The following is a 23147-nucleotide window of genomic DNA, read 5'->3' as shown; positions in this document are numbered from 1 at the left end:
GTCGGTGGCGGCACCGCGCCGCACCCTCAGACCGGATCGGTGAGACGCGGGTTGACCCAGGTCTGGACGCCGTCGTGCGACGTCATCGCCTCCAGCGTGGCGCCGTCGGCGTCGTGGACGAAGCGGCACGGCTTCTCGCCGTGGAGGCGCCAGCCCGCGCGGTGGAGCGTGCCGAGCAGCTCGCCCTCGATCGCCCGGCTGTGGGTGCCCACGCACATGACGCGGACGTGCTCGTCGATCGGGCCGAGGGACCGCTCGATCAGCTCGGCTTCGGTGCCCTGGATGTCGATGTGGAGCAGGTCGACGAGCCCGTGCTCGGCGAGCAGGCGCGGGAGCGCGAACGCCTGCACCGCCCGCTGCTCGAACGCCACGCCGCGGTAGTCGTGGGGTGCATCGGTCGGCTGCGCCGCCATGCCGTAGTCGAGCGCGTCGCCCGTCGGGAAGAAGAGCTCGCCGTCCTCCCACGAGATCGCGCCGTGCAGCAGCTCGCAGCGAACCCCGTCGAGCTCGGTGACCGGCTCGTCGCCGGCCGGCCGCAGCCCGTTCTCGGCGAGGTGGTCGAGGGCGAACCCGAACCGCTGGTCGCCCGCCTCGACACCGAGGAGCCGGACGTGGCCGATCCCGCGGCGCTTCGCGACGAGGCCCGCTCCGGTCATCCACGGCGCCCAACCTGCGCCGAGCTCGAACACCTGGAACCGGTCCGGACCGGCCAGGCTGAACGCCAGCGCCAGCGCGGCGTACTCGGCGGTCTCGGCATGCAACCGATCGCCGGGGACGGGCAACTCGTACACGGTCCGGCCGTCGAAGCGGTCGGCGCCGGGCAGCATGTCGATCCTGGTCCGGGCGCCGATGAAGTCGGTCGCGAAGCCGGGCTTCCCCGCGACCGGTGCCGGCGACCTCAGCAGTTCGAGGCGCGCCACGTCGGCGTCGTCGTAGCCGCGGTAGAGCTCGCACTCGTGGAGCCCCTCGGCCGGCTCCGGCGCGGCGACCGACGGAACTGTGTCGCGGGCGGCCAACCCGGAGATCGTCCGGCGGGCGCGCCCGATCACACGGCGGGTGAGGTCTGAGGTCGTCACGCCGTACCGCGGCCAGGATCCGGCGACGACTCGTCCATGTCGCCGCAGCGTACCCAGACCGGTGGGTGGAGCCGGGTTCCGTTCGGCCGGTCCGGCGGCGCCGGTGATCAGATTCCGTCGGCCGCCTCGGCTGCGGCTTCGTCGCCCACGACGCCCTTCGTCATCGACGCGAACACCGCAGGCGGCTCGCGCCACGGATCGCCGTTGCCGTGGCGCGCCGCCTCGATCGCCCTCCACACCCGCTCGGCGCTGCACGGCATGTCGATGTGACGGACGCCGAGGTGTGACACGGCGTCGATGACCGCGTTCTGGATCGCCGGGGTCGACCCGATCGTGGCCGCCTCGCCGATGCCCTTGGCGCCGAGCGGGTTGAGCGGTGACGGCGTCTCGGTCGAGTGCACCTCGAAGCTCGGCATCTCGGCTGCCGAGGGCAGGCCGTAGTCGGCGAAGTTGGAGGTGATCGGGTTGCCGTGGCCGTCGTAGCGGACCTCCTCGTACAGCGCCTGTCCGACGCCCGATGCGACGCCGCCGTGCTGCTGACCCTCGACGAGGAGCTTGTTGACCACCGTGCCGCAGTCGTCGACGGCGACGTGACGGATCAGGCGCGCCTCGCCGGTCTCGGTGTCGACCTCGACCACGGCGATGTGCGCGCCGAACGGGAACGTCGCCCCGTCCTGCTCGAACACGGTGTCGGCGGTCAGCGGCTCGCCGTCGGACTCGGCGCGGGCGGCGAGCTCGGCCCACGTGAGCGCACTCGCCGGTACGCCCGTGACGCCGATCGTGCCGGCGTCGACGTCGACGACGATGTCGGCGGCGTCGGCCTCGAGCACGTCGGCAGCGAGCGCCTTCGCCCGGTCGACGAGCACCTCCGTCGCCTGGTCCACCGCCGAGCCACCGACCTGCAACGACCGCGAGCCGCCCGTGCCGCTGCCCTCTCGCACCCGGTCGGTGTCGCCGTCGACGAGCGAGATGCGATCGACCGGGATCCCGGTGCGAGCGCTGACGAGCATCGCGTAGGTCGTCTGGTGGCCCTGGCCGTGGGAGAGGGTGCCGGCGTAGATCGTCGCGCTGCCGTCGGCGTGGACGTCCACCCGACCGAACTCGCTGCCCAGTCCGCCGGCGGTGATCTCGACGTAGCAGGCGACACCGATCCCCAGCTGTCGCACGTCGCCGGACTCTCGGCGGGCCGCCTGTTCTGCCCGCAGCTCGTCGTAGCCGATCGCGTCGGCCGCCGTTCGCAGCGGCAGCAGGTAGCGCCCGGAGTCGTAGACGTTGCCGGTGTGGCTCGTGAACGGGAAGACGTCGTCGCCGAGCAGGTTCCGCTCGCGCAACTCGATCGGATCGATGCTCAGCTCGCGCGCCGCCTGGTCGACGAGTCGTTCGAGGAGCGCGGTCGCCTCGGGTCGGCCCGCACCGCGGTACGCCCCGGTCGGTGGCGTGTTCGTCACGGCGACGGCGACGTCGAAGTCGATCGCCGGGAAGTCGTACGTTCCATGCGACATCCGCCGCGTGCCTCCCGGCAGCGCGGCACCGATGCCCGGGTAGGCGCCGCCGTTGCCGACGAGGTGGACCCGCAGCCCCGTGAACGTCCCGTCCGCTCGACAACCGAGCTCGGCGTACTGCACCTGGGCGCGGGAGTGGTCCTTGGCCTGCATGTCCTCGGTGCGGGTCGGGATCCACACGACCGGCCGACCGAGCCGATCGGCCGCGACGGCGACGACGGTGTACTCGTGCTGCAGGCCGGCCTTGCCGCCGAAGCCCCCGCCGACCTGCGGGGTCACGACGTGCAGCCGTTCGGCGCCGATCCCGGTCGCACCGGCCAGGAACATGCGGACGTAGTGCGGGAACTGGTTCGACGGGTAGACGGTCAGCCGGCCGTCGTCCGCAGGCGCGACGGCGAATCCGTGCGGCTCCATCGGTGCCACGGCGATGCGTTGGTTGACGTACCGGCCGCGGACGACCACGTCGGAGACCGCGTCGATGTCGACTGGCTCGTCTGGTGATTCGGTCGTGGCGATGTTGTCCCCGTGGTCAGGGAAGACGACCGGGGCTCCGTCGGCCAGCGCGAGCTCGGGATCGGTCACCGCGGGCAAGGGCTCGATGTCGGCCCAGACCGCCTGTGCTGCATCGACGCCCTCGCGAGCCGACTCGGCGAACACGACGGCCACGGCCTCGCCGACGAAGCGCACCCGCTCGGTCGCCAGCGGCGGTCGGGCGAAGTCGTCGTGGATCTTGGCGAAGCCGTGGTGCGGCGATACGTCGAGCTCGGCCGCGGTCCAGACGTCGACGACGCCGGGCATCTGCCTCGCCTCGTCGACGTCGATCGAGTTGATCGTGCCGTGGGCGATGTCGGAGCGGACGAACACCGCGTGGAGCGGGCGGTCGAGGTCGAGGTCCGCGACGTACCGGGCCGACCCGGTGAGCAAGGCGGGGTCTTCGGTGCGCATCACGCGGTTGCCGAGGATCGAGCCGTGAACGGAGGACGGGAGGGTGGCGGTCATCGGAGCGGACTCTACGCGCCGTCCGTCGACGCGCCGCTTCGGAGCTCCGCGAGCGCATCCACGGGCGGTGCCCTACGCTTGTTGTTGTGACCTCAACGATCTTGCAGCGGGTACCGCTCGGGTTCCAGTGGCCGACCACCGACCCGTTCCTGTTCTGCGTCCACCATCTCGACCGCTACCCGGCGGCCGACGACCGGCAGGGGCCGGCCGCCTCGCTCATCGGCCGCGAGCTGGGCAGCGACTTCGCCGGCACCGACGGCTGGCGGATGTACCACGGACAGGTCGTGCCCGGCTTCCCGGCGCACCCCCATCGCGGGTTCGAGACGATCACCTACGTCAGGCAGGGCCTCGTCGATCACGCCGACTCGCTCGGCGCCGCCGCCCGCTACGGGCGCGGCGACGTGCAGTGGATGACCGCCGGCCGCGGCATCGTGCACGCCGAGATGTTCCCACTGCTCGACCGCGACGGCCCGAACACACTCGAGCTGTTCCAGGTCTGGCTCAACCTCCCGGCGGCCGACAAGATGGTCGAGCCGCACTTCTCGATGCTGTGGGACGCCCAGATCCCGAGGGTGGTCGAGATCGACGACCACGGCCGTACGGTCGAGGTCACGGTGATCGCAGGGGCGTTGGGTTCGGCCGTGCCGCCGGCGCCGCCCCCAGCGTCGTGGGCGTCCAGGGCCGACGCCGAGCTCGCGATCTGGCACGTGGTGATGGATGCCGGGACGTCGTGGACCGTGCCGGCGGCCGGTCACGGGGTCGCCCGGACGCTGTACGTCTTCGACGGCGGCGGGTTGTCGGTCGGCGGCGAACTCGTGACCGGTTCGACCGGTGCGGTGGTCGACGCCGCCTGCGAGGTCGAGCTCGTCGCGACCGGCCGGGTCGAGATCCTCGTGCTGCAAGGGAGGCCGCTCGGCGAGCCGGTCGCCCAGTACGGCCCGTTCGTCATGAACACGCGGGCCGAGATCCGACAGGCGTTCGACGACTACCAGCGCACCGGGTTCGGGGGCTGGCCCTGGGACCGCGACGATCCGGTGCACGGCATCGACGGTGCGCGCTTCGCTCGGCGCGCTGACGGCAGCGTCGAGCGAGCCGTCGCCTGACGCGCCGTCGCGGCCTCAGTGCGTGTGGTCGTCGCTCATCGCGACGGCGCGGGCCGCGATGATGGGCAACATCTTCACCGCGACCTCGGGCACCTCGTGCAGGACCGACGCGAAGCCGCGGCCGTCGATGTGGAGCACGAGCGTGTCGGTCTTCGCCGTCACGGTCGAGTTGCGGTGCGAGTGCGTCAGCAGCGCCATCTCGCCCGCGAAGCCGCCCGGCCCGATGTCGGCGATGTGCTCACCGCCACGGGTGACCTCGAGCGTGCCTTCCATCACCACGAACATCTCGTGCGCCGTGCCACCCTCGGTGAGGAGCACCTTGCCGGCGTCGTAGTCGAGCTCGGTCGCCATGCGGCTGACGACTTCGAGCTCGTGGTCGTCGAGGTCGGCGAACAGCGGCACGTTCTTGAGGTGTTCGTTGTAGCGGTGCTTTGCCATGTGAGGGGCCCTTCCTGATCCGAGACGAAAGATAGATCAGCGGGGTACGCGAGCAACGAGTGCGGCGACGCCGGAGGGGTGCGATCTCACATCGTCTGCGTCGTCCCGCCGTCGACGACGAAGATCTCGCCGGTCGTGTACCGGTTCCTGACGAGGGCGAGCGCGGCCTCGGCGACGTCGTCGGGGGTCGCCGACCGCGGGATCGGGTTGCGGGCTGCGAGCGCCGCGTGCTGGTCGTGCCACTCGCTCGTCCACGGTGTGGCGACCAGGCCGGGGGCGACGGCGTTGACGCGGATCGGTCCGTACGACTTCGCGAGGAGTGCGGTCATCTGGTTCAGCGCGGCCTTGGACATCGAGTAGGCGATCGACGATCCGACCGGGCGAACGCCGGCGATCGACGTGATGTTGACGATGTTGCCGTCCTCGACCTGCCGGAGGTGCGGGATGGCCGCCTTCGTCAGCCACCAGGTGCCGAACACATTGACCTCGAACGTCCGTCGGAACACCTCGTCGGTCAGTGCATCGAGGTCGGCGTGGTCGATGCGCGTCGTCCATCCCGCGTTGTTGACGAGGACGTCGAGGCGGCCGTAGTGGTCGATCGTGGTCTCGATCAGCGAACGGCTCTGGTCGGGGTCGCTGATGTCGGCCCGCACGTACCGCGCATCGCCTGCCAGGTCGGCGGCGACCCGTTCGCCCGCCTCGACCGAGGACGACGAGTTGACCACCACCGACGCGCCGAGCTCGGCGAAGCGCCGTGCGATCGCCTCGCCGATCCCGCTCGACGAACCGGTGACCAGCACGACGCGACCTTCGAACTCCATCCGCCGAACGTACGGCGCCGCGGCCGGCGGCGACGAACGGGCTCGAAGCCCGCCTGCCGGTGGCGCCCGACGATCGACGGGCGCCACCGGCGTCAGATGGCGTTGGGTCCGCTGCGTACGCGAACACCACACCTGCTGGGACACGGCATCCTCCGGTCCGAGCGCCTCCGCCGACGCACCGGACCGCCGCCGAGGCAGCCGCACCCACGGTGTGCTTCCCGCCACGAGCGACGGCCAGCGTCCCAAGCTCCGGAGCCCTCCTCAGGTCCCGATGCCGTCACGTCGTGAAACACGGTGTCACTCTGAACGAGGCACGACGGGTCGGCAGCGTCCGTGAACCCAGGCGGCTGGGTATGTGTACCCAGCCGCCTGGCCGCGCATGGCGCGGTGCGATTGGGCGTGACCGAGCGACGTCGCCGAAGATGTCGGCGTGGAGGTGGCCCCCGAGACGTCCTGGTTGTCGGCGCCCGAGACCGGTGTGCTGACTGCGCTCGGCACCGCTCGTTCGGTCCCGTCGGGTTCGACCCTGTTCGTCGAAGGTGACGAGCCGTACGACCTGATGGTGATCGAGTCGGGAGACGTGAAGCTCACGACGACGTCGCTCACGGGACAGGAGGTCGTGCTCGACGTCGTCGGTGCCGGTGAGATGCTCGGCGAGCTCTCGGCGATCGACGGTTCGCGCAGGTCTGCGACGGCGGTCGCCCTCAACGACGTCCGTCTGACGTCGATCGGGGTCGAGCGCTTCCTGGCGTTCCTGCAGGAGCATCCCCCTGCCATGGGTGCGCTGCTGGCGATCGTGATCCGTCGCCTCCGCTCGTCCAACCGTCGCCAGCTCGAGTTCTCGACGACCGACTCGCTGGGTCGCGTGTGCGCCCGACTCGACGAGCTCGCTGCCCGATACGGTCGCGCCGACGGCGACGACGCCGTGGCGATCGAGCTCGAGATCAACCAGACCGAGCTCGCCCAGTGGTGTGGGCTCTCCCGCGAGGCGATCGTGAAGGCCCTCCGCAAGCTCCGCAACCTCGGCTGGGTCGACACGTCCGCCGGCACGATCACGCTCAACGATCGCGACCAGATCGCGATCCGGGGCCAACTCTGACGACGCTGCGGCCCCCGACGCCGCGGAGCTCGCTGGTCAGCTCGTCGTGGCCAGCGCGCCCGGGTCGTAGGCGAGCGAACTGCCGAGCAGCCGTTCGGCGGTCGCCACGTCGATGCCCTTGCGTTCCGCGTAGCTCTCGATCTGGTCGCGTTGCAGTCGACCGACCGCGAAGTACTTGGCGTCGGGGTGTGCGAAGTAGAGGCCGCTCACCGACGAGCCCGGTTGCATGGCGAAGCTCTCGGTCAGACCGACCCCGATGCGGCGTTCGGCGTCCAGCAGCTCGAACACGGTGACCTTCTCGGAGTGGTCGGGCTGCGCCGGGTAGCCAGGCGCCGGCCGGATGCCGCGATACGGCTCACCGATCAGCTCCTCGGGCGTGTACGCCTCGTCGGGTGCGTACCCCCACAGCTCGCGCCGCACCCGGGCGTGGGTGTGCTCGGCGAGCGCCTCGGCGATGCGGTCGGCGAGCGCCTTCACCAGGATCGACGAGTAGTCGTCGCCGTCGGCCTCGAACCGTTCGGCGATCGCGATCTCCTCGGGTCCGGCCGTCACCACGAACGCCCCGACGTGGTCGGTGACGCCGTCGCCGGCTCCGGCGACGAAGTCGGCGAGGCAGAGGTTCGGCTGGCCGCTGCGACGTTGCAGCTGGGTACGCAGGCCGTGCAGGCGGCGCGGGCCGTCACCGTTGGTGAGCACCAGGTCGTCGCCCTCGCGGTGAGCCGGCCAGAAGCCGACGACGGCCTTGGGCGCGAACCAGGCTTCGCCGACGATCCGGTCGAGCATCCTCTGCGCGTCGTCGAACAGCGGGCGGGCGGCGTCGCCGAGCTCGTCGTGCTCGAGGATGCCGGGGTACCGGCCACGCAGGCCCCACGCATGGAAGAACGGCGTCCAGTCGATGTACGGCACGAGCTCGCCGACGTCGATGCCGTCGAGCGTCTGTGCACCGACGAACGTCGGTGCGACGACCGTCGACGGGTCGAATCGGAGGTCGGGCGCGTTCCGTCGGGCTTCGTCGATGGTCAGCCGGTTGCGCTCGATCTCGGCGCGTTCGTGTGCCTCGATGACCCGGCGGTACTCGCTGTCGAGGTCCGACAGGAAGTCGCCGCGCTGGTCGGCGGACAGCAGCTTCGAGATGACGCCGGCTGCCCGGCTGGCATCGGCGACGTGCACCACCGGTCCGCCCCGGTAGGCGGGCGTGACGCGGAGCGCGGTGTGGATGCGGCTCGTCGTCGCGCCGCCCACGAGGAGCGGGATGTCGAATCCCTGCCGGTCCATCTCGCTCGCGACGTTGACCATCTCGTCGAGCGAGGGCGTGATCAGCCCGGAGAGGCCGATCACGGCGGCGTCGTGCTCGCGGGCGGTGTCCAGGATCGTCTGGGCCTGGACCATGACGCCGAGATCGACGATCTCGTAGTTGGCGCAGCCGAGGACGACACCGACGATGTTCTTGCCGATGTCGTGCACGTCGCCCTTGACCGTGGCGAGCACGACCGTGCCGTTCGTCGACGGCGCCGCGACGTCACCGTTCGCGATCTGCGCCTCGCGCTCGGCCTCGAGGAACGGGGTCAGGTATGCGACCGCCTGCTTCATCACCCGTGCCGACTTGACGACCTGCGGGAGGAACATCCGACCCGAGCCGAACAGGTCGCCGACGACGTTCATCCCGTCCATCAGCGGACCCTCGATGACCGCCACCGGTGACTCGAGGTGCTGCCGGGCCGCCTCGACGTCCTCGACGATGAACTCGGTGATGCCGTTGACGAGTGCGTGCTCGAGCCGCCGGTCGATGTCCCACTCGCGCCATTCGAGGGCGGGTGCGTCGTCGCCCTGATCGCGCTCGCCGACGTAGCTGGTCGCCGCCTCGAGCAGGCGCTCGGCGGCGTCGGGCCGGCGGGCGAGCACCACGTCCTCGCACAGCTCGCGCAGCGCCGGGTCGATCTGCTCGTACACGGCGAGCTGCCCGGCGTTGACGATGCCCAGGCGCATCCCCGCCTCGATGGCGTGGAACAGGAAGACCGAGTGCATCGCCTCGCGGACGCGGTCGTTGCCGCGGAACGCGAACGACAGGTTCGACACGCCGCCCGAGACGTTCGAGGTGGGGAAGCGGCGGCGCAGCTCGGCGGCGGCCTCGACGAAGTCGAGTCCGTAGCGGTCGTGCTCGGGGATGCCGGTGGCGACCGCGAAGATGTTGGGGTCGAAGATGATGTCCTCGGGCGGGAAGTCGAGCTCGGTCGTCAGCAGCTCGTGGGCGCGGCTGCAGATCTCGATCTTGCGCTCGGCGGTGTCGGCCTGGCCCTGCTCGTCGAACGCCATGATGATGACCGCGGCGCCGTGGTCGCGACAGACCCGCGCCTGGGCGAGGAAGGCCTCTTCACCCTCCTTGAGCGAGATCGAATTCACGACCGCCTTGCCCTGCACGCACTCGAGACCCGCCTCGATCACCTCGAACTTCGACGAGTCGAGCATGATCGGCACCCGGGCGATGTCGGGCTCGGCGGCGATCAGGTTGAGGAAGGTCGTCATCGCCTCGGCCGAGTCGAGCAGGCCCTCGTCCATGTTGACGTCGATGACCTGCGCGCCGTTCTCGACCTGCTGGCGGGCGACGTCGAGCGCCTCGGCGAACTCGCCGTCGGTGATCAGCCGGCGGAACTTCGCGGAACCGGTGACGTTGGTGCGCTCGCCGACGTTGACGAACGGGATGTCGTCGGTGAGCGTGAAGCTCTCGAGCCCCGAGAGCTGCAACGTGCGTCGGCGCTCGGCCGGCCGGCGCGGGGCGACGCCGTCGACCGCGGCTGCGATCGCCTCGATGTGGGCCGGGGTGGTGCCGCAGCAGCCGCCCGCGATGTTGACGTACCCCTCGCGTGCGAACTCGCCGAGCACCGCGGCGGTCTGCTCGGGTGTCTCGTCGTAGCAGCCGAGCGCATTGGGCAGCCCGGCGTTCGGGTAGGCGCACACGAGCGTGTCGGCGAGGCCCGCGAGCTCGCGGATGTACGGGCGCATCTCGGCGCCACCGAGCGCGCAGTTGAGGCCGACCGAGACCGGGTCGGCGTGGCGGACCGACTGCCAGAACGCGTCGACGGTCTGACCCGAGAGGGTGCGGCCGGAGCGGTCGGTGATCGTGCCCGAGATCATCAGCGGTGTCGTGATGCCGGTCGCCGCGGCGTGTCGCCGGGCCGCCCAGATCGCCGCCTTGGCGTTGAGCGTGTCGAAGATGGTCTCGACGAGCAGCAGGTCGGCGCCGCCGGCGACCAGGCCGGCGATCTGCTGACCGTACGACTCGGCGAGCCGGCGGAACGTGAGGGCCCGGTAGCCGGGGTCCTCGACGCGCGGCGACAGCGACAGCGTGACGTTGGTCGGGCCGATCGAACCGGCGACGAACCGGTGCCTGCCGTCGCGTCGCTCGGCGACGTCGGCCTGCTCGCGCGCGAGGCGTGCCCCGGCGCGGTTCATCTCGTCGATCAGCGCCGGGTCGTCGAGCCCGTACTCGCGCTGGGCGACCGTCGTCGACGAGAACGTGTTGGTCGCCAGGATGTCGGCGCCCGCGTCGAGGTAGTGGCGATGCAGTGTTCGCACCGCGTCGGGCTGCGTGAGGACGAGCAGGTCGTTGTTGCCGGCCAGCGACTGCGGGTGGTCGGCGAAGCGCTCGCCGCGCAGGTCGTCCTCGGTGAGGTCGAGTGCCTGGATCTCGGTGCCTGCGGCACCGTCGATCACGAGGATGCGCTCGGCGGCGGCGTGGTGGAGGGTGTGGTGGTTCTTCATGCGATGTGGGGTGTGAGCAGGCCGAGGCGCTCGCACACGGCGAGGGCGAGGTCGGCCTTGTTGAGGGTGTAGAGGTGGACGTCGCGCACGCCGCGGGCGGCGAGGTCGGCGATCTGCTCGGCGGCGAGGTCGGCGGCCACCTCGTGGGTGGACGTCGGGTCGTCGTCGAGACCGCAGAAGCGCTTGGCGATCGAGAGCGGCATCGTGGCGCCGCAGCGCCGGGCGAATCGGGCGACCGTCGGATACGAGTGGATCGGGAAGATGCCCGGAACGAGCGGCACGTCGATGCCTCGGGCGGCGACGCGGTCGCGCAGGCGGAGGAAGCAACCGTTGTCGAAGAACATCTGCGTCATCGCACGGTCGGCGCCGGCTGCGACCTTCTCGGCGAGGATGTCGAGATCGTGGTCGTCGCTCGGCGATTGCGGGTGCCGCTCGGGGTAGGCCGACACCGAGACCTCGAAGCCGGCCCGGTGCTTGATGGCCGCGACGAGCTCGGCGGTCGAGGTGTAGCCGTCGGGATGCGGGTGGTAGGGGGCGTCGATGCCGGTCGGTGGATCGCCGCGCAGCGCGACGACGTGGCGGACACCGAGCCCCTCGTAGTGGGCGATGACGTCGTCGACGTCGGCGCGCGACTGGCCGACGCACGTGAGGTGCCCGGCGATCGTGTGGTCGCCGCTCGACGCGACCGCCTCGATCGCCGCGAACGACCTGTCGCGCTGCGAGCCACCCGCGCCGTAGGTGACCGACACGAAATCGGGCCGTGCCACAGCGAGCCGCGCCGACGTGTCGGCCAGGGTCCGCAGCCCGGCATCGGTCTTCGGCGGGAAGACCTCGAAGCTGACGTTCAGTTCCACGATGCCTCGACCTCCGTCTCCGTAGCGGCCTCATCGGTGTCGGCCTCGCGCCGGTCGCTCGCGAGCCAGAGCGACACGGTCAGCCATTCCCCGGACGTCGCGTCGGGCGAGTCGCCGTTGACCGGTGCGATGGTGCGGCTGGCGGTGACCTCGAGGCCCGCCTGCTCGAGCCACGCATCGACGACCTCGCTCGCGAACCCGAGCCGCCGGTGAGCGTGATCGGTTCGCAGGAACTCGAGCGCGTGCGGCGCGAAGTCGACGATGAGGAGCTTCCCGTTCGGTGACAGCAGGCGGGCGGCCTCGCGCACCGCGCGGCCCGGGTCGTCGAGGAAGTGGAGCACCTGATGGATGACGACCAGGTCGAACGATTCGGGCTCGAACGGTGGGCTGTACACATCGCCCTGGCGGAGGTCGACGCGCCGGACCTCGCTGCGTTCGAGGTTGGCGCGGGCGACGGCGAGCATCGAATGGCTGCTGTCGAGCCCGACCGCCCGCGTGACGGCGGGGTCGTCGCCGAACAGCTGCAGCATCCGCCCGGTACCGGTGCCGAGATCGAGCACGGTCCGGTAGTCGGTGCCGCCGAGCATCTCGTCCATCGCGGCCTCGACGGTCTCGTCGGCGGCGTGCAGCGACCGGACCTCGTCCCAGCGTTCGGCGACCGCGGTGAAGTACTCCTGGGCCTGTGAGGCACGGCGCTGGCGAGCCACGGCGAGGCGGTCGAGGTCGGCCGCCAGGACGGGGTCGTGGTCGTCGGTGTGGGCGAGCACGTCACCGATCAGCTCGCCGATCGCGCCGTGCGTGGCGAGCTCGAAGAACGCCCACGTGCCTTCGCGGTGCTTGTCGACGACGCCCGCTTCGGCGAGCAGCTTGAGGTGGCGCGAGATGCGGGGCTGGGACTGCCCGAGGATGTCGGTCAGGTCGGAGACGGTGAGCTCGCCGTGCTGGAGCAACGACACGATGCGCAGGCGCGTCTCTTCGCCGACCGCACGGAGCGCCGTGAGCATGGTGTCCGCAGGGAGCTGCATTCCAGAAGTATATAAAGATATCTACATGTTCGCAAGAAGAATGCGAGATCGGCGTCGGGTCGGTTTCGGCGCCGGGCGCGGACAGCTCGCCGTGGATGGCTCGGCGTGGATGGCTCGGGCGCGGACAGCTCGCCGTGGATGGCTCGGTGCGGACGCTCGGGTGGGGTCGCGGTTCAGGCCGGGTCGAGCCAGGCCTCGTAGACCTCGGCCGTCGTGACGAGATCGGCGATCGCGACGCACTCGGTGGCCTGGTGGGCGTCGTCGATCGAGCCGGGGCCGAACACCGCCAGCTCGCGGGCGAAGCCGCCGTACCGGAGGGCGTTGGTGCCGAACGGCGCAACGGCGGGGGCGGTGCCGGCGGCGCCGGCGAGCAGTCGTATCAGCGGTGTGTCGGCGGGTTGGTAGAAGGCGGCGGCGCCGTACCGGCCGTCGGCGTCGGGCGGGTAGACCGACTCGATCTCGGTCGGGAGCGGGCACGCCGCACGGGCGATTGCGGCGATGCGTTCGAACTCCTCGTGGGGGTCCTCGCCCGGCACCGTTCGCCGCCCGACGCCGATCGTGCACCGGTCGGGGATCACGTTGCCGCCCGAACCGGCCCGGATCGTGGTGACCGACAGCGTGCCGGTGCCGAGCTCGGTCGTCGGCGGCTCGGACTGGAGCCGCCGGTGTTCGGCTTGCAGCGCGGCGACCACCGGCATCATCGCGTCGATCGCGTTCTCGCCGAGGTGGGGGAGTGCGCTGTGGGCCGCTCGCCCGATCGAGGTCACCCGCAAGGAGGTGCCTCCCTTGTGGCCGTGGATCGGCGCCAGCCGGGTCGGCTCGGCCACGACCATCTGGTCGATCTCGAGGCCGCGGGCGTCGGCCCACGGTCGAAGCTGCGTCGCGCCGAGCAGCCCGCCGGCCTCCTCGGCGATCGAACCGACGACCAGCAGCGTCGGTTCGGGCCTCGCACCGGTGCGTCGCCACGATTCGAGCAGTGCCAGCAGCACCCCCATCGTGGCCTTCGTGTCGAGGGCGCCACGGCCCCACACCCGGTCGTCCTCGATCCGGCCGTCGAACGGCGGGTCGGTCATGTGCTCGACGGTGACGGTGTCGAGGTGCACGTCGACGACGGCCAGTCGATCGGACCTCCCCTGGAAGAAGCCGTAGACGTTGGGGCGCCCGTCGACGACGTCGTCGAGGACGACCTCCGACGCACCGAGCTGCTCGAGCTCGCCGGCGACGTGCTCGGCGAGTGGCCGCTCGCCGACGGCGTCGGCGGCCCGGGCGACGGGTCCGGCGTGCAACGGGTTGACGCTCGGGATGCGGACCAGCTCGGCGACCGAGGCAGCCAGCTCGTCGGCGGTCACGTCCATGCGCCAGTCTCGCACCCGTCGCCGAGGCGAGCGGCTGTCGGGCGGTCGTTGCGGGGTTCCGGGCTCAGTCCGGCTGCACCCGGGTGCCACGCTCACCGGCGAGCATGCCCGGCGCGTCGGTGAGCGCACCGATCGCGGCCACACCACCGGCTCGTTCGACGAAGCGGCAGACCGCTTCCACCTTGGGCCCCATCGAGCCGTCGGGGAAACCGAGGGCCCGCAGGTCCGCCGGCGTGGTGCGCTCGATCAGCGACGCCGTCGGGGTGTCGAAGTCCCGGTAGACCCCGTCGACGTCGGTGAGCACGAGGAACGCATCGGCGCCGAGCTCGATGGCGAGGAGCGCACTCGTCAGGTCCTTGTCGATGACGGCCTCGACGCCGCGCAACGTACCGCTTGGCGTCCGCACGACGGGCACCCCGCCGCCCCCGGCGCACACGACCACGACACCGGCATCCATGAGGCCGCGCACGACACCGGTCTCGACGATCTCGATCGGCTCGGGCGAGGCGACGACGCGCCGCCACCGGTCTCCGTCGGCGGCGATCGTCCACCCACGCTCGTCGGCCAGGCCGGCCGCAGTGCCTGCGTCGTAGACCGGACCGACGAACTTGGTCGGCCGATCGAACGCAGGATCGTCCACATCGACCAGCGTCTGGGTGACGACGGCTGCGACGTCGCGTTCCGGGAGCCGGTTGTGCAGCTCCTGGGAGAGCCAGTAGCCGATCAGGCCCTGGGTCTCGGCGCCGAGCGTGTCGAGCGGGTACGGGTGGGTGAGCTGGCGGTCGTCGGCCGATTCGATCGCGAGCACACCGATCTGCGGACCGTTGCCGTGGGTGACGATCAGCTCGTGCTCGCCGGCGAGCGGCGCCAGCGCGGCCACCGCCTCGGCGACGTTGTGCTCCTGGATGTCGCTGTCGGGTCGCTCGCCGCGCTTGAGGAGTGCGTTCCCACCGAGCGCAGCGACGATCCGCATCCCGACGGTCCTTCAGGCGGCCGAGAAGAGGCTCGGGAACCGGGCCAGCACCGCGATCGCATGCTCGAGCTCACGCCGGTCGATGTTCTCGCCGATCCGGTGCGTGTTCTGCTCGACGCCGGCACCGATGCCGAACATCGCGGGATGCTTCATGTCGCCGGACGTGACCCACGCCTTCGATGCCGGCACGTCGATCTCGTCGGCGTCGGCGGGCACGGGGAACCCGACGCCGTCGGTCGAGAACACCCATCGGTCGACGCGCGGCTCGCTCCGTCGCGCCCCGGCGGTGGCGCCACCGGCCGGCTCGTCGATCCGCGGGCTGACGACGCGCCGGTAGGCCTCGACGGCGGCTGTGATCGCCGGGTGATCCTCCGGTGTCTCCCAGCCGGGATAGATCTGGTCGTTGCCCAGCACGTAGCCGGTGTGCGTCGGCTGCTCGTACACGGGCACGGTGATGTCGACCGTCAGGCCGGCATCTCGGGCAGCGGTCACGGCGTCGAGCCGGGCCACCTCGTCGAGCGCCAGCTCGGGCGTCTCGCCGACGGTGAGGCGACGGTCGAAGCGGAACGTGAAGCGATCGGGCACGGCGCAGTCGCTCGGCGTGTCGAGCACGGCCCACGAGGCCGTCCGGGTGCCGGCGCCGAGGAACGCGTGGTCGGCGAAGCCGTCGATCTCGGCCTGCTCGGTGGCCTCGACGAGGATCCGGGCGCCGAACTCGAGCGGGTTGAGGCCGAGGTGGGGCATCGATCCGTGGCACGAGCGGCCGGTGACCGTGACCTCGATCTGCATCCGCCCGCGCTGCCCGCGGTAGATCCCCAGTGCGCCCTTCTGATTGTCGCCGGTGCCCTCGGTGAAGATCACGACATCGGGCACCAGCTCGGGCGAGGCACCCGGCAGCACCTTGCTCACGACGTAGCGGGGGCCGCCACCGTCGTTGTCCTCCTCGGCGACCGTCGCATACGAACGGACGATGGTGCCGCGCAGCGCGCCCTCGGGTGCCAGCTCGAGCAGGATCTTGGTGGCGATGATCTGCGAGATCACGCCGGCCAGCTGGTCGGCCGTGCCCCGGCCGAACAGGAGGTGCTCCCATTCGTCGTCGGGCGGGAGGTAGCCGAGCTCGGCCCGCACGGCATCGCGGTCGAGGCGCTCCGCGTCGACGAGCCCGTCGTAGGGGTCGACGGCGCCGTTCAGCTTCTCGTGCCATTGGTCGCGCAACGCCTGCACGGTGTCGGAGTGACCGTCGAGGTAGATGACCTTCTTGTCGGCCGACGGCACGCCGTCGTCGTCCTCGACGACCCAGACGAGGTTGCCGAAGTCGTCGAAGCCGACGTCCGCCGCGTCGCGCACGGCGCCGATCTCGATGATCCGGTCACGCAGCATCTCGAGCCGCATCCGCTCGTGGTTCGACAACCCTGCGGCCGGATCGCCGCCGGCGTCCTCGGGCCGGTCGACCTGGTCGGCCGGGATCCGCACGGCCTCGCGCAGGATCTCGACCGCGAGCGGCAGGTACCGGGCGGCCAGCTCGGCCACCCGATCGTCGAGCACGTGGTCGAGCTTCTCGTCGAGCGACATGGGGATCTCCTTTCGCGCTACGCAGCGGCGAGGCGGTCCGCGAGGTCGTCGACCTTTGCGACGGCGAGCAACGCCATGATCACGTAGAGCTTCTTGTTGGCCTCCTCGGCGACCGCGGTGCGGAATCGGTCCATCACGGACGGTTCGACCTCGTCGCCGATGTCGGCGGGCAGGCAGTGCAGGTAGAGGGCGTCGTCGGTGAGCGCCATGCGCCGCTCGTCGCAGATCCACCTGCGGTGCTTGGCGTTGAGCGCGAGGGCGCGCTCTTCGATGTCGTGCAGCGCGGCGATGTCGTGGGCCTGGTTGGCAGCGACCCGTTCGAACATCAGCGCCTGCGGCCCCCACGACTTGGGGTACACCGCGTCGGCCCCCTCGAACGCGGCGTCCATGTCGTCGGTGACGGTGAACGTCCCGCCGGAGGCGACCGCACCCTCGTGCGCCCAGCGGAGCGGATCGGGCAGGAGGTCGTAGCCCTCGGGATGGGCGAGCGTCACGTGGGCACCGAAGCGGGGCAGCAGCGACACGAGGCCCTGGGGCACCGACAGCGGTTTGGCATAGCTCGGGGAGTACGCCCACGAGACCGCGATCCGCTTGCCGGCGATGTCGCCGCCGAAGTGCTCGCGCAGCCAGAGCAGGTCGGCCAGGGTCTGGGTCGGGTGGTCGACGTCGCACTGCAGGTTGACGATCGGGACGCACCGCTCGTCGTCCGTGGCGGCCAGGTAGTCGTCGATGCCGCGCTGGATCTCGCGCATGAAGACGTTGCCCTCGCCGAGGATCAGGTCGTGGCGAACGCCCAGCGCATGGGCGTTCATCCCCAGCATCGCCCCGGTCTCGGCTGCGGTCTCGCCGTGCGACACCTGCGTCGACGTGCCGTCGACGATCACGGGTTGCATACCCAGGCGCGCTGCAGCGCCGGCCCACGCCGACTTCGTCCGTGTCGAGTTGTCGAAGAACAGCGCGTAGGCGAGCTCGTTCGGGAGCAGCGCCGCCGGCCGGCCCGACCGATCGAGCTGCTGGAAGCGATCGGCGACCGCCAGCGCGGCGTCGAGCTCAGCGGTCGTCCAGTCGTGCGTCGTGAGCAGGCTGCGACCGCGGAGGGTCGCGACCACGTCGGGATCGATCTCGGCCTTCACCGCGTCCAGTGTTCCAAGCGCGCAGCGTGGTGGGCAGAGCACAAGGACCCGAGCGTTCGGGCCTGCTGCCGGGCGGTGCCGGCGTCGGGCCGCGCGAGGCCGGACGGGCTGGCCTGGTGTCGGGCGGGTGATGCCCCTTGGTCGCCGATCGGTGGCACGCTGATCGTGATGGCGTTGCCGCCCGAACGCCCGCTGACCGACCCGTTGCTCGAGCCCGATGCCGGTCCGCTCGACCACGTCGGCGCGCCCATTCGAGCACCGATCGGCAACTCCGCCCGGACGTTGCTGCTCCTCGGCCTGGTGGGGCTCCTGGGCGTGGCCATCTGGTGGTTCCAGCGCCCATCCGACCTCAGCGATGAGCTGGGCGGCCACTCGTGGGCCGTCATCGAGGTCGACGGCGAGGCCCCGGCGAACGAGGTCGGACAGCTCCCGACTTACGTGCTGTTCGGTGCCGGCGGCCTGCGCAGCGGCTCGCCGTGCGGCACGGCGCGAGGTGACTGGAGCTTCGACACGGCGTCGCAGCGGTTGACGATCGACTGGTCGGCCACCGACGACGCAGGCTGTGAGTCGGCCACGGTGATCGAGAGCGGCAAGGTCAGCATCGACGGCGCCGCCATGACGCTCGAGGGCGACGATCACACCATCCGCTCGCTGGCGTTCGACTCGCTGCCGGTGGTCGAGGCCGAGGACCTGGCGGGCCGGTGGTCGTCGGGCGGCTCGATGGTCGAGTTCGGCCAGCGCGGTCTGCTGCTCGTCGACGAGTGCTCCGGCAACTGGATGGCCACCGGTGAGGGCATCACGCCTCGTTTCGACGACGACGTCGAGTGCCAGCTCGACCCGGTCTGGACCGGCGACGACGTGCTGATCCCGGCGCTCTTCGAGGAGTCGCTGTACCTGCGGCCCGAAGACGGCTCGCTGGCGCCGCTCTACCGGCTCGACCCGGCCCCCGAGCGGATCGCACCCGTCCTCGAGGGCTCATAGGGCTCCTTCGGCCGGTTGGAGCACGGCTGCCGGTCACACGTCACGGGATCGCGTGCGATCACGGGACCGAAGGCTCTAGTCGGAGCGTGGTGACGGGCGGGATGATCGTGTCGTGGTGGGGATCCTCCAACCCGAGCTCTCGGTCGAACGTGTGCCGAATCGGCCCGGCGAGCGTTGCCTCGTCGTGTCGTACGAGCTGGACATCGCCCAGGACGACCCGGCGATCGGCCACGTCGTTCGCGAGGAGGTCGTGGTCGAGCCCCGCGACGAGCACGATGCGCCGGTGCGACCGCAACCGGTGGCGTTCCGCTTCGTCGACGAGGTCACCGTGACCGAGCCGGGCACGATCGACCGCCGGCTCGAGAAGGAGGTCCACCGCGTCGATCTCGACGTCGAGCAGGACTGGTGGGACACCGACATGGCGGGCGGCACCGAGCCGATCGCCGAGTTCGCCGACCACCTCGACGCGACGCTGACGCTCCGGGTCGGCGGCATCGAGATCGCCCGCCGGATGACCCCCGTCGTCACCGGCTCGTGGGGAGCGCTGGGCACCGACTGATGGGTGCGCTGGTACGGGCCGGAGCGACGCCGTGAGCCGCGTGCTGCCCCCGTTCCCCGACGAGGGCCGGCCGACCGGCCGGCTCGCGATCGCCGCCCAGGTCGAGCACCTTGCTGCGCTCCCGCTGTTCGCCGACTGCTCCAAGCGCGAGCTCCGCCACCTGGCACGCTCGACGCGGCTCGAGTTGCTCGAGCCCGACGACGTCCTGTTCGCCGAAGGTCAGGCGTCGCGTGAGGCGTACGTCGTCGTGGCCGGCAGCGTGGTGGTGCGGCGCCGAGGCCGGAGGGTCGCCACGTTGGAGCGCGGCGACTTCGTGGGTGAGCTCGGCCTGCTGCTCCATCGCGACCACATCGCGACGGTCACGGCGGCGACGCCGGTCGAGGTCCTCGTGCTGCCGCAGGAGGCCCTGCGCGAAGCGGTCGACGAGGTGCCGGGTCTCGGCTGGAAGCTGCTGCGGACGTTCGCCGACCGTCTCGCCGAGAACGTCGGCGTGGCAGGACGCCGCCCGACGTGATCGATGCGACACCGAGTGTGCGACCATGAATGACGCCGATCGAACAGGGAGTGCCAATCCATGACGACGACCGACATGGTCATCGAACTCGACGACAACAAGCCGGGGGCGCTGGCCCACGTCGCCACGCTGCTGAGCGACGCCGGCGTCAACATCGCCGCGGCGACGCACCTGGGGAAGGGCCAGAAGGCCGAGCTGCACATCCTCGTGCCGCACCCCGAGGCCGTACGTCACGCGCTCGCCGTCGTGCACAGCGTGTCGATCACGCGTGAGCGAGAGGTGGTCGTGGTCGAGGCGCAGGACCGTCCCGGTGAGCTGGCCGAGCTCGCCGGCCGGGTCGCGGCGGCCGGCGTCAACCTCGACCTCGTCTACGTCGCGACGGGATCGCGCATCGTCTTCGGCTCCGACGACCTCGACGGCCTACGGGCCGCGCTGGAGGGTGTCGCAGTTCCCTGAGCGAACGCGCCGCTACTGCGCGGTGCGCAGCGCATCGACGGGCTCGAGCCTGGCTGCCTTGCTCGCCGGGTACGTGCCGGCCACGAGGCCCACGACCAGCCCGATCAGTGGGGCGGTGAGCGGGATGCGTACGTCGAGCATCGGCGTCCAACCGCGAGCGGCGGACGTCGCAACGATCGTCATGACCCCGACCGCGGTCCCGACCACGCCCCCGATCGCCCCCAGCATCGCCGCCTCGCCCATGAACTGGATGCGGATGTGTCCGCGCGTCGCACCGAGCGCCCGACGGACGCCGATCTCGCCGGTGCGCTCGATGACCGAGGCGAGCGTGACGTTGGCGATCCCGATCGCGCCCACCAGCACAGAGACCGCGCCGAGAACGAGGAAGAGTGAGCGGACGTCCTCGGCCACACGGGCGCGGACGTCCTCCGGTGCGGGCGGCACGAGCGCGCGGACGAGTTGCGGATCGTTGGGGGCCACGGCGATCGGGCCCTGCTGCCCGATCAGGGCGGCGGCCCCGACCTCGACGTCGATCACGACTTCTTGCGCCGAGTCGAGCAGGAGCAACCGGCTCGCCACCGATTCGGTGATGACGATCGAGTTGGAGAGGCTCGGGACGCGGACCGAGCCGTCGATGATCCCGATCACGACGAACGGGTCCTCGCCGACGAAGACGGCGGGTGAACGGTCGACGCCGTGGATGCCCAGGCGTTCGGCGGCGCCGACGCCCACCACCGCCACGCGGTCGAGGCGCTCGACATGGCCCACGTCGAAGCTCCTCCCCGCGACGACCGAGGCGCGCGCCGCCGGGAACGCGCCGGGCGAGGCCGCCATGATCGGCACGTCGACGATCGTGGACGCCAGCGGATCGCGCACGTTCGTCGCCCGCACCCCGACATCGCCGACGTCGAGGGTCGAGAGGGTGCCAGCGGCGCGCACGCCGTTCAGGCGCTCGAGCCGTCGGGGCGCGCCGACCGGGATCGGCGTCGACTCACCGTTCGGACCGCGGACGCCCTCGTCGGCCGGTACCAGCCGAACCTGAGTCGCCTCGAGCTCGTCGAAGCGGGAGATGATCTGTCCGCCGGCCGTCTGGGCGAGTCCCAACGTCGCGACGAGTGCGGCGACGCCGAGCACGGTGCCGAGCGTGGTCAACACCGTGCGCGTCGGCCGCTCGAGGATCGACATCGTGATCTCGGCGACCACGTCCGTGGGCCCGAATCGGCCCCGTGCCTGACCGCGCCGACTCATGTCGACGCCCCGGTGTGCAGCAGCTCGGCGCCCTCGCTGGGCGAGGCCGCCCGAGGTCGTTCGGTGAGCACGCCGTCGAGCACCTCGACGACGCGCGTCGCGCGCTCGGCGACGCCGATGTCGTGGGTCACGACGGCGAGCGTCAGCCCACCGGCGTTGAGCTCGCCCAGCAGGTCGAGGATCGACTGCGTCGTGTGGGAATCGAGGTTGCCGGTCGGCTCGTCGGCCAGGAGGACGTCGGGCCGGCCGACGATGGCGCGAGCGATTGCGACGCGCTGCCGCTCGCCCCCCGACAGCGTGCCGGGCCGTGCGTGGATCCGGTCGCCGAGCGAGACGGCCTCGAGCACCTCGCGGGCGCGGCGGCGGCGCTGCGCGCGGGACACCCCCCGATACGTGTCGGCCAACATCACGTTCTCGATGGCGCTGCGTCGCGGGAGCAGATGGAAGGACTGGAACACGAAGCCGACCCGGTGGGCACGGACGGCGGCCCGCTCGTCCTCGCCGAGAGAGGCGACTTCGTCGCCACCGAGCAGGTACGAACCCGACGTCGGGCGGTCCAGCAGCCCGAGCACGTTGAGCAACGTCGACTTGCCCGAGCCGGACGGACCGACGATCGAGATCCAGTCACCGTGGTGGATGTCCAGGTCGACGTCGGTCAACGCGTGCGTCGGAGGCTCGCCGGGGAACACGCGGCTCACCTCGCGAAGTGACACGGCCGTGGTCGGGGTGGTCAACGACACCACCGCCTCATGGTCCGCAACCACCTCATGGTGCGAACGACGCCGCACGTCCGACGATGACCAGATCACCCTCTGCCAACTCACCTGCCTGTTGCGGCGCCACCTCCACGAGGCCGTTCGCGGCCAGCCCGGTGTCGACCTCGACGACGCGTGACGACCCCTCGGCGTGCTCGACCTCGACGGTCGTGACGCCGGTCATCGACGTCGACAACGCGGCGGCCGGCACGAGGAGAACGGATGCACCGGTGGTCGCGATCTCGACGTCGACGCGGACGTTGCGGCCGAGCGCATCGGCGGGGAACGGGGTGTCGGGTTCCAGCAACACCTCGACGAGATCGCCCAGCGTGTCGACCTGCCCGGTGCCGGCCCCGATCGCTGCGACGCGTGCTGGGTACACCGCGCCGGACGACTCGTCGATGATCTGGGCGGCGGTCCCGACGGTGAGGAGGTCGCGATCGCTCGCCGACACCTCGGTCCTCACGACCGGATCGTTGGCCGACACCGTCAGGAGCGTGCCGTCGGGCCGAGCGCCGGTGGTCACGGCGACCTGCTGCACGACGACGGGCAACTCGGGGACGAAGGCGACCTCGCTCATCGGCAGCCACGCTCCCGTCGCGAACTGCGACGAGCTGAGCTCGAGTTCGGCCGTGGCGAGCGCGTCGCGTGCCGCAGCGAGCTCCTGCTCGAGGTCGGTCACCGGCTCGCCGGCGAGCGTCTCACCCTCGACCGCCTCGGCGATCCGCAGCTCGAGCTCCGCGTCGGTGATCCGCGATTCGAGCGAGGAGCGATCGACGCCGGCCACGGTCGCCGCGGCGTCGTTCAGGGCGTCGCCCGCAACCGCGGCGGTGGTGGTGGCGGTGTCGAGTTCGGCTTGGAGTTGGGTGATGTCGTCGGGGGTGGCGGGTTGGCCGGTGTCGGGGTGGGTGCCGGTGCGTGCGGT

Annotated in this window: 19 protein-coding genes and 1 pseudogene; 6 read left to right on the top strand and 14 right to left on the bottom strand. The window is 71.2% G+C overall.

Going from position 1 to position 23147, the window contains the following annotated elements; genetic code table 11:
- Positions 1-26: 26 nt before the first annotated feature.
- The gene (locus tag QNJ12_RS04250; RefSeq protein ID WP_300619253.1) at positions 27-1076 is read right to left on the bottom strand and encodes a hypothetical protein; all 1050 of its coding nucleotides are present in this window, start codon (positions 1074-1076) and stop codon (positions 27-29) included.
- 107 nt (positions 1077-1183) lie between these two features.
- Positions 1184-3577 carry a xanthine dehydrogenase family protein molybdopterin-binding subunit gene (locus QNJ12_RS04245; protein WP_300619250.1) on the bottom strand — a complete coding sequence of 798 codons (2394 nt, stop codon included), beginning with the start codon at positions 3575-3577 and terminating at the stop codon, positions 1184-1186.
- Positions 3578-3663: 86 nt separating this feature from the next.
- Here QNJ12_RS04245 and QNJ12_RS04240 point away from each other — a divergent pair, with 86 nt between their 5' ends.
- On the top strand, positions 3664-4680 hold the full coding sequence (locus QNJ12_RS04240; RefSeq protein ID WP_300619248.1) for a pirin family protein: 1017 nt from the start codon (positions 3664-3666) through the stop codon (positions 4678-4680).
- Positions 4681-4695: 15 nt separating this feature from the next.
- Here QNJ12_RS04240 and QNJ12_RS04235 read toward each other — a convergent pair whose 3' ends face one another.
- Both QNJ12_RS04235 and QNJ12_RS04230 read right to left on the bottom strand, forming a co-directional pair.
- A complete protein-coding gene (locus QNJ12_RS04235) occupies positions 4696-5118 on the bottom strand; it encodes a cyclic nucleotide-binding domain-containing protein (RefSeq protein ID WP_300619245.1) in 423 nt (140 codons plus the stop codon).
- Between the two features lie 86 nt (positions 5119-5204).
- Positions 5205-5939 (bottom strand): SDR family NAD(P)-dependent oxidoreductase, encoded by a 735-nt coding sequence (locus QNJ12_RS04230; protein WP_300619242.1) that lies wholly within the window; start codon positions 5937-5939, stop codon positions 5205-5207.
- 430 nt (positions 5940-6369) lie between these two features.
- Here QNJ12_RS04230 and QNJ12_RS04225 point away from each other — a divergent pair, with 430 nt between their 5' ends.
- A complete protein-coding gene (locus tag QNJ12_RS04225; RefSeq protein WP_300619239.1) occupies positions 6370-7038 on the top strand; it encodes a Crp/Fnr family transcriptional regulator in 669 nt (222 codons plus the stop codon).
- A 36-nt stretch (positions 7039-7074) separates the two neighbouring features.
- On the opposite strand, the gene metH is transcribed toward QNJ12_RS04225, so the two are convergent.
- The 7 genes from metH to QNJ12_RS04190 all read right to left on the bottom strand — a co-directional run bounded on the left by metH (position 7075) and on the right by QNJ12_RS04190 (position 17709).
- Positions 7075-10797 (bottom strand): methionine synthase, encoded by a 3723-nt coding sequence (gene metH, locus QNJ12_RS04220; RefSeq protein ID WP_300619237.1) that lies wholly within the window; start codon positions 10795-10797, stop codon positions 7075-7077.
- On the bottom strand, positions 10794-11651 hold the full coding sequence (gene metF, locus QNJ12_RS04215) for a methylenetetrahydrofolate reductase [NAD(P)H] (RefSeq protein WP_300619234.1): 858 nt from the start codon (positions 11649-11651) through the stop codon (positions 10794-10796). Before metF ends, metH begins: the two co-directional genes overlap by 4 nt.
- A complete protein-coding gene (locus tag QNJ12_RS04210) occupies positions 11642-12676 on the bottom strand; it encodes a metalloregulator ArsR/SmtB family transcription factor (protein ID WP_300619231.1) in 1035 nt (344 codons plus the stop codon). Before QNJ12_RS04210 ends, metF begins: the two co-directional genes overlap by 10 nt.
- Positions 12677-12849: 173 nt before the next feature.
- Positions 12850-14031 carry a M20/M25/M40 family metallo-hydrolase gene (locus QNJ12_RS04205; RefSeq protein WP_300619229.1) on the bottom strand — a complete coding sequence of 394 codons (1182 nt, stop codon included), beginning with the start codon at positions 14029-14031 and terminating at the stop codon, positions 12850-12852.
- A 64-nt stretch (positions 14032-14095) separates the two neighbouring features.
- Positions 14096-15004 carry a carbamate kinase gene (locus QNJ12_RS04200; protein WP_300619226.1) on the bottom strand — a complete coding sequence of 303 codons (909 nt, stop codon included), beginning with the start codon at positions 15002-15004 and terminating at the stop codon, positions 14096-14098.
- A 12-nt stretch (positions 15005-15016) separates the two neighbouring features.
- Positions 15017-16576, bottom strand: a complete 1560-nt coding sequence (locus QNJ12_RS04195; RefSeq protein ID WP_300619224.1) for a peptidase dimerization domain-containing protein — start codon at positions 16574-16576, stop codon at positions 15017-15019.
- 17 nt (positions 16577-16593) lie between these two features.
- Complete coding sequence (locus QNJ12_RS04190) at positions 16594-17709, bottom strand: hypothetical protein (protein WP_300619221.1); 1116 nt, start codon at positions 17707-17709, stop codon at positions 16594-16596.
- Positions 17710-17877: 168 nt separating this feature from the next.
- Here QNJ12_RS04190 and QNJ12_RS04185 point away from each other — a divergent pair, with 168 nt between their 5' ends.
- The 4 genes from QNJ12_RS04185 (at position 17878) to QNJ12_RS04170 (ending at position 20219) form a co-directional block, all read left to right on the top strand.
- Positions 17878-18690: a hypothetical protein gene (locus QNJ12_RS04185; RefSeq protein WP_300619218.1), complete on the top strand. Its 813-nt coding sequence runs from the start codon at positions 17878-17880 to the stop codon at positions 18688-18690.
- A 115-nt stretch (positions 18691-18805) separates the two neighbouring features.
- Positions 18806-19249 (top strand): hypothetical protein, encoded by a 444-nt coding sequence (locus QNJ12_RS04180; protein ID WP_300619216.1) that lies wholly within the window; start codon positions 18806-18808, stop codon positions 19247-19249.
- Between the two features lie 31 nt (positions 19250-19280).
- A complete protein-coding gene (locus tag QNJ12_RS04175) occupies positions 19281-19763 on the top strand; it encodes a cyclic nucleotide-binding domain-containing protein (RefSeq protein ID WP_300619213.1) in 483 nt (160 codons plus the stop codon).
- Positions 19764-19823: 60 nt separating this feature from the next.
- Entirely contained in the window at positions 19824-20219 is a 396-nt protein-coding gene (locus tag QNJ12_RS04170; RefSeq protein WP_300619210.1) for an ACT domain-containing protein, read from the top strand.
- 12 nt (positions 20220-20231) lie between these two features.
- Here QNJ12_RS04170 and QNJ12_RS04165 read toward each other — a convergent pair whose 3' ends face one another.
- The 3 genes and pseudogenes from QNJ12_RS04165 to QNJ12_RS04155 form a co-directional block, all read right to left on the bottom strand.
- Complete coding sequence (locus tag QNJ12_RS04165) at positions 20232-21422, bottom strand: ABC transporter permease (protein WP_300619208.1); 1191 nt, start codon at positions 21420-21422, stop codon at positions 20232-20234.
- A 41-nt stretch (positions 21423-21463) separates the two neighbouring features.
- On the bottom strand, positions 21464-22210 hold the full coding sequence (locus tag QNJ12_RS04160; RefSeq protein WP_300619205.1) for an ABC transporter ATP-binding protein: 747 nt from the start codon (positions 22208-22210) through the stop codon (positions 21464-21466).
- Between the two features lie 22 nt (positions 22211-22232).
- Positions 22233-23147 (bottom strand): annotated as a pseudogene (locus QNJ12_RS04155) (hypothetical protein); the annotation flags it as partial.

Origin of the sequence: Ilumatobacter sp. (assembly GCF_030065885.1) — a bacterium.
Taxonomy (GTDB): Bacteria; Actinomycetota; Acidimicrobiia; order Acidimicrobiales; family Ilumatobacteraceae; genus Ilumatobacter.
This window is presented reverse-complemented; position numbering and strand designations above follow the sequence as displayed.

Coding starts and splice junctions, on each gene's coding strand:
- QNJ12_RS04245 (WP_300619250.1), bottom strand. CDS start 3,577: ATGACCGCCACCCTCCCGTCCTCCGTTCACGGCTCGATCCTCGGCAAC.
- QNJ12_RS04235 (WP_300619245.1), bottom strand. CDS start 5,118: ATGGCAAAGCACCGCTACAACGAACACCTCAAGAACGTGCCGCTGTTC.
- QNJ12_RS04230 (WP_300619242.1), bottom strand. CDS start 5,939: ATGGAGTTCGAAGGTCGCGTCGTGCTGGTCACCGGTTCGTCGAGCGGG.
- metH (WP_300619237.1), bottom strand. CDS start 10,797: ATGAAGAACCACCACACCCTCCACCACGCCGCCGCCGAGCGCATCCTC.
- QNJ12_RS04210 (WP_300619231.1), bottom strand. CDS start 12,676: ATGCAGCTCCCTGCGGACACCATGCTCACGGCGCTCCGTGCGGTCGGC.
- QNJ12_RS04205 (WP_300619229.1), bottom strand. CDS start 14,031: ATGGACGTGACCGCCGACGAGCTGGCTGCCTCGGTCGCCGAGCTGGTC.
- QNJ12_RS04200 (WP_300619226.1), bottom strand. CDS start 15,004: ATGCGGATCGTCGCTGCGCTCGGTGGGAACGCACTCCTCAAGCGCGGC.
- QNJ12_RS04195 (WP_300619224.1), bottom strand. CDS start 16,576: ATGTCGCTCGACGAGAAGCTCGACCACGTGCTCGACGATCGGGTGGCC.
- QNJ12_RS04185 (WP_300619218.1), top strand. CDS start 17,878: ATGGCGTTGCCGCCCGAACGCCCGCTGACCGACCCGTTGCTCGAGCCC.
- QNJ12_RS04170 (WP_300619210.1), top strand. CDS start 19,824: ATGACGACGACCGACATGGTCATCGAACTCGACGACAACAAGCCGGGG.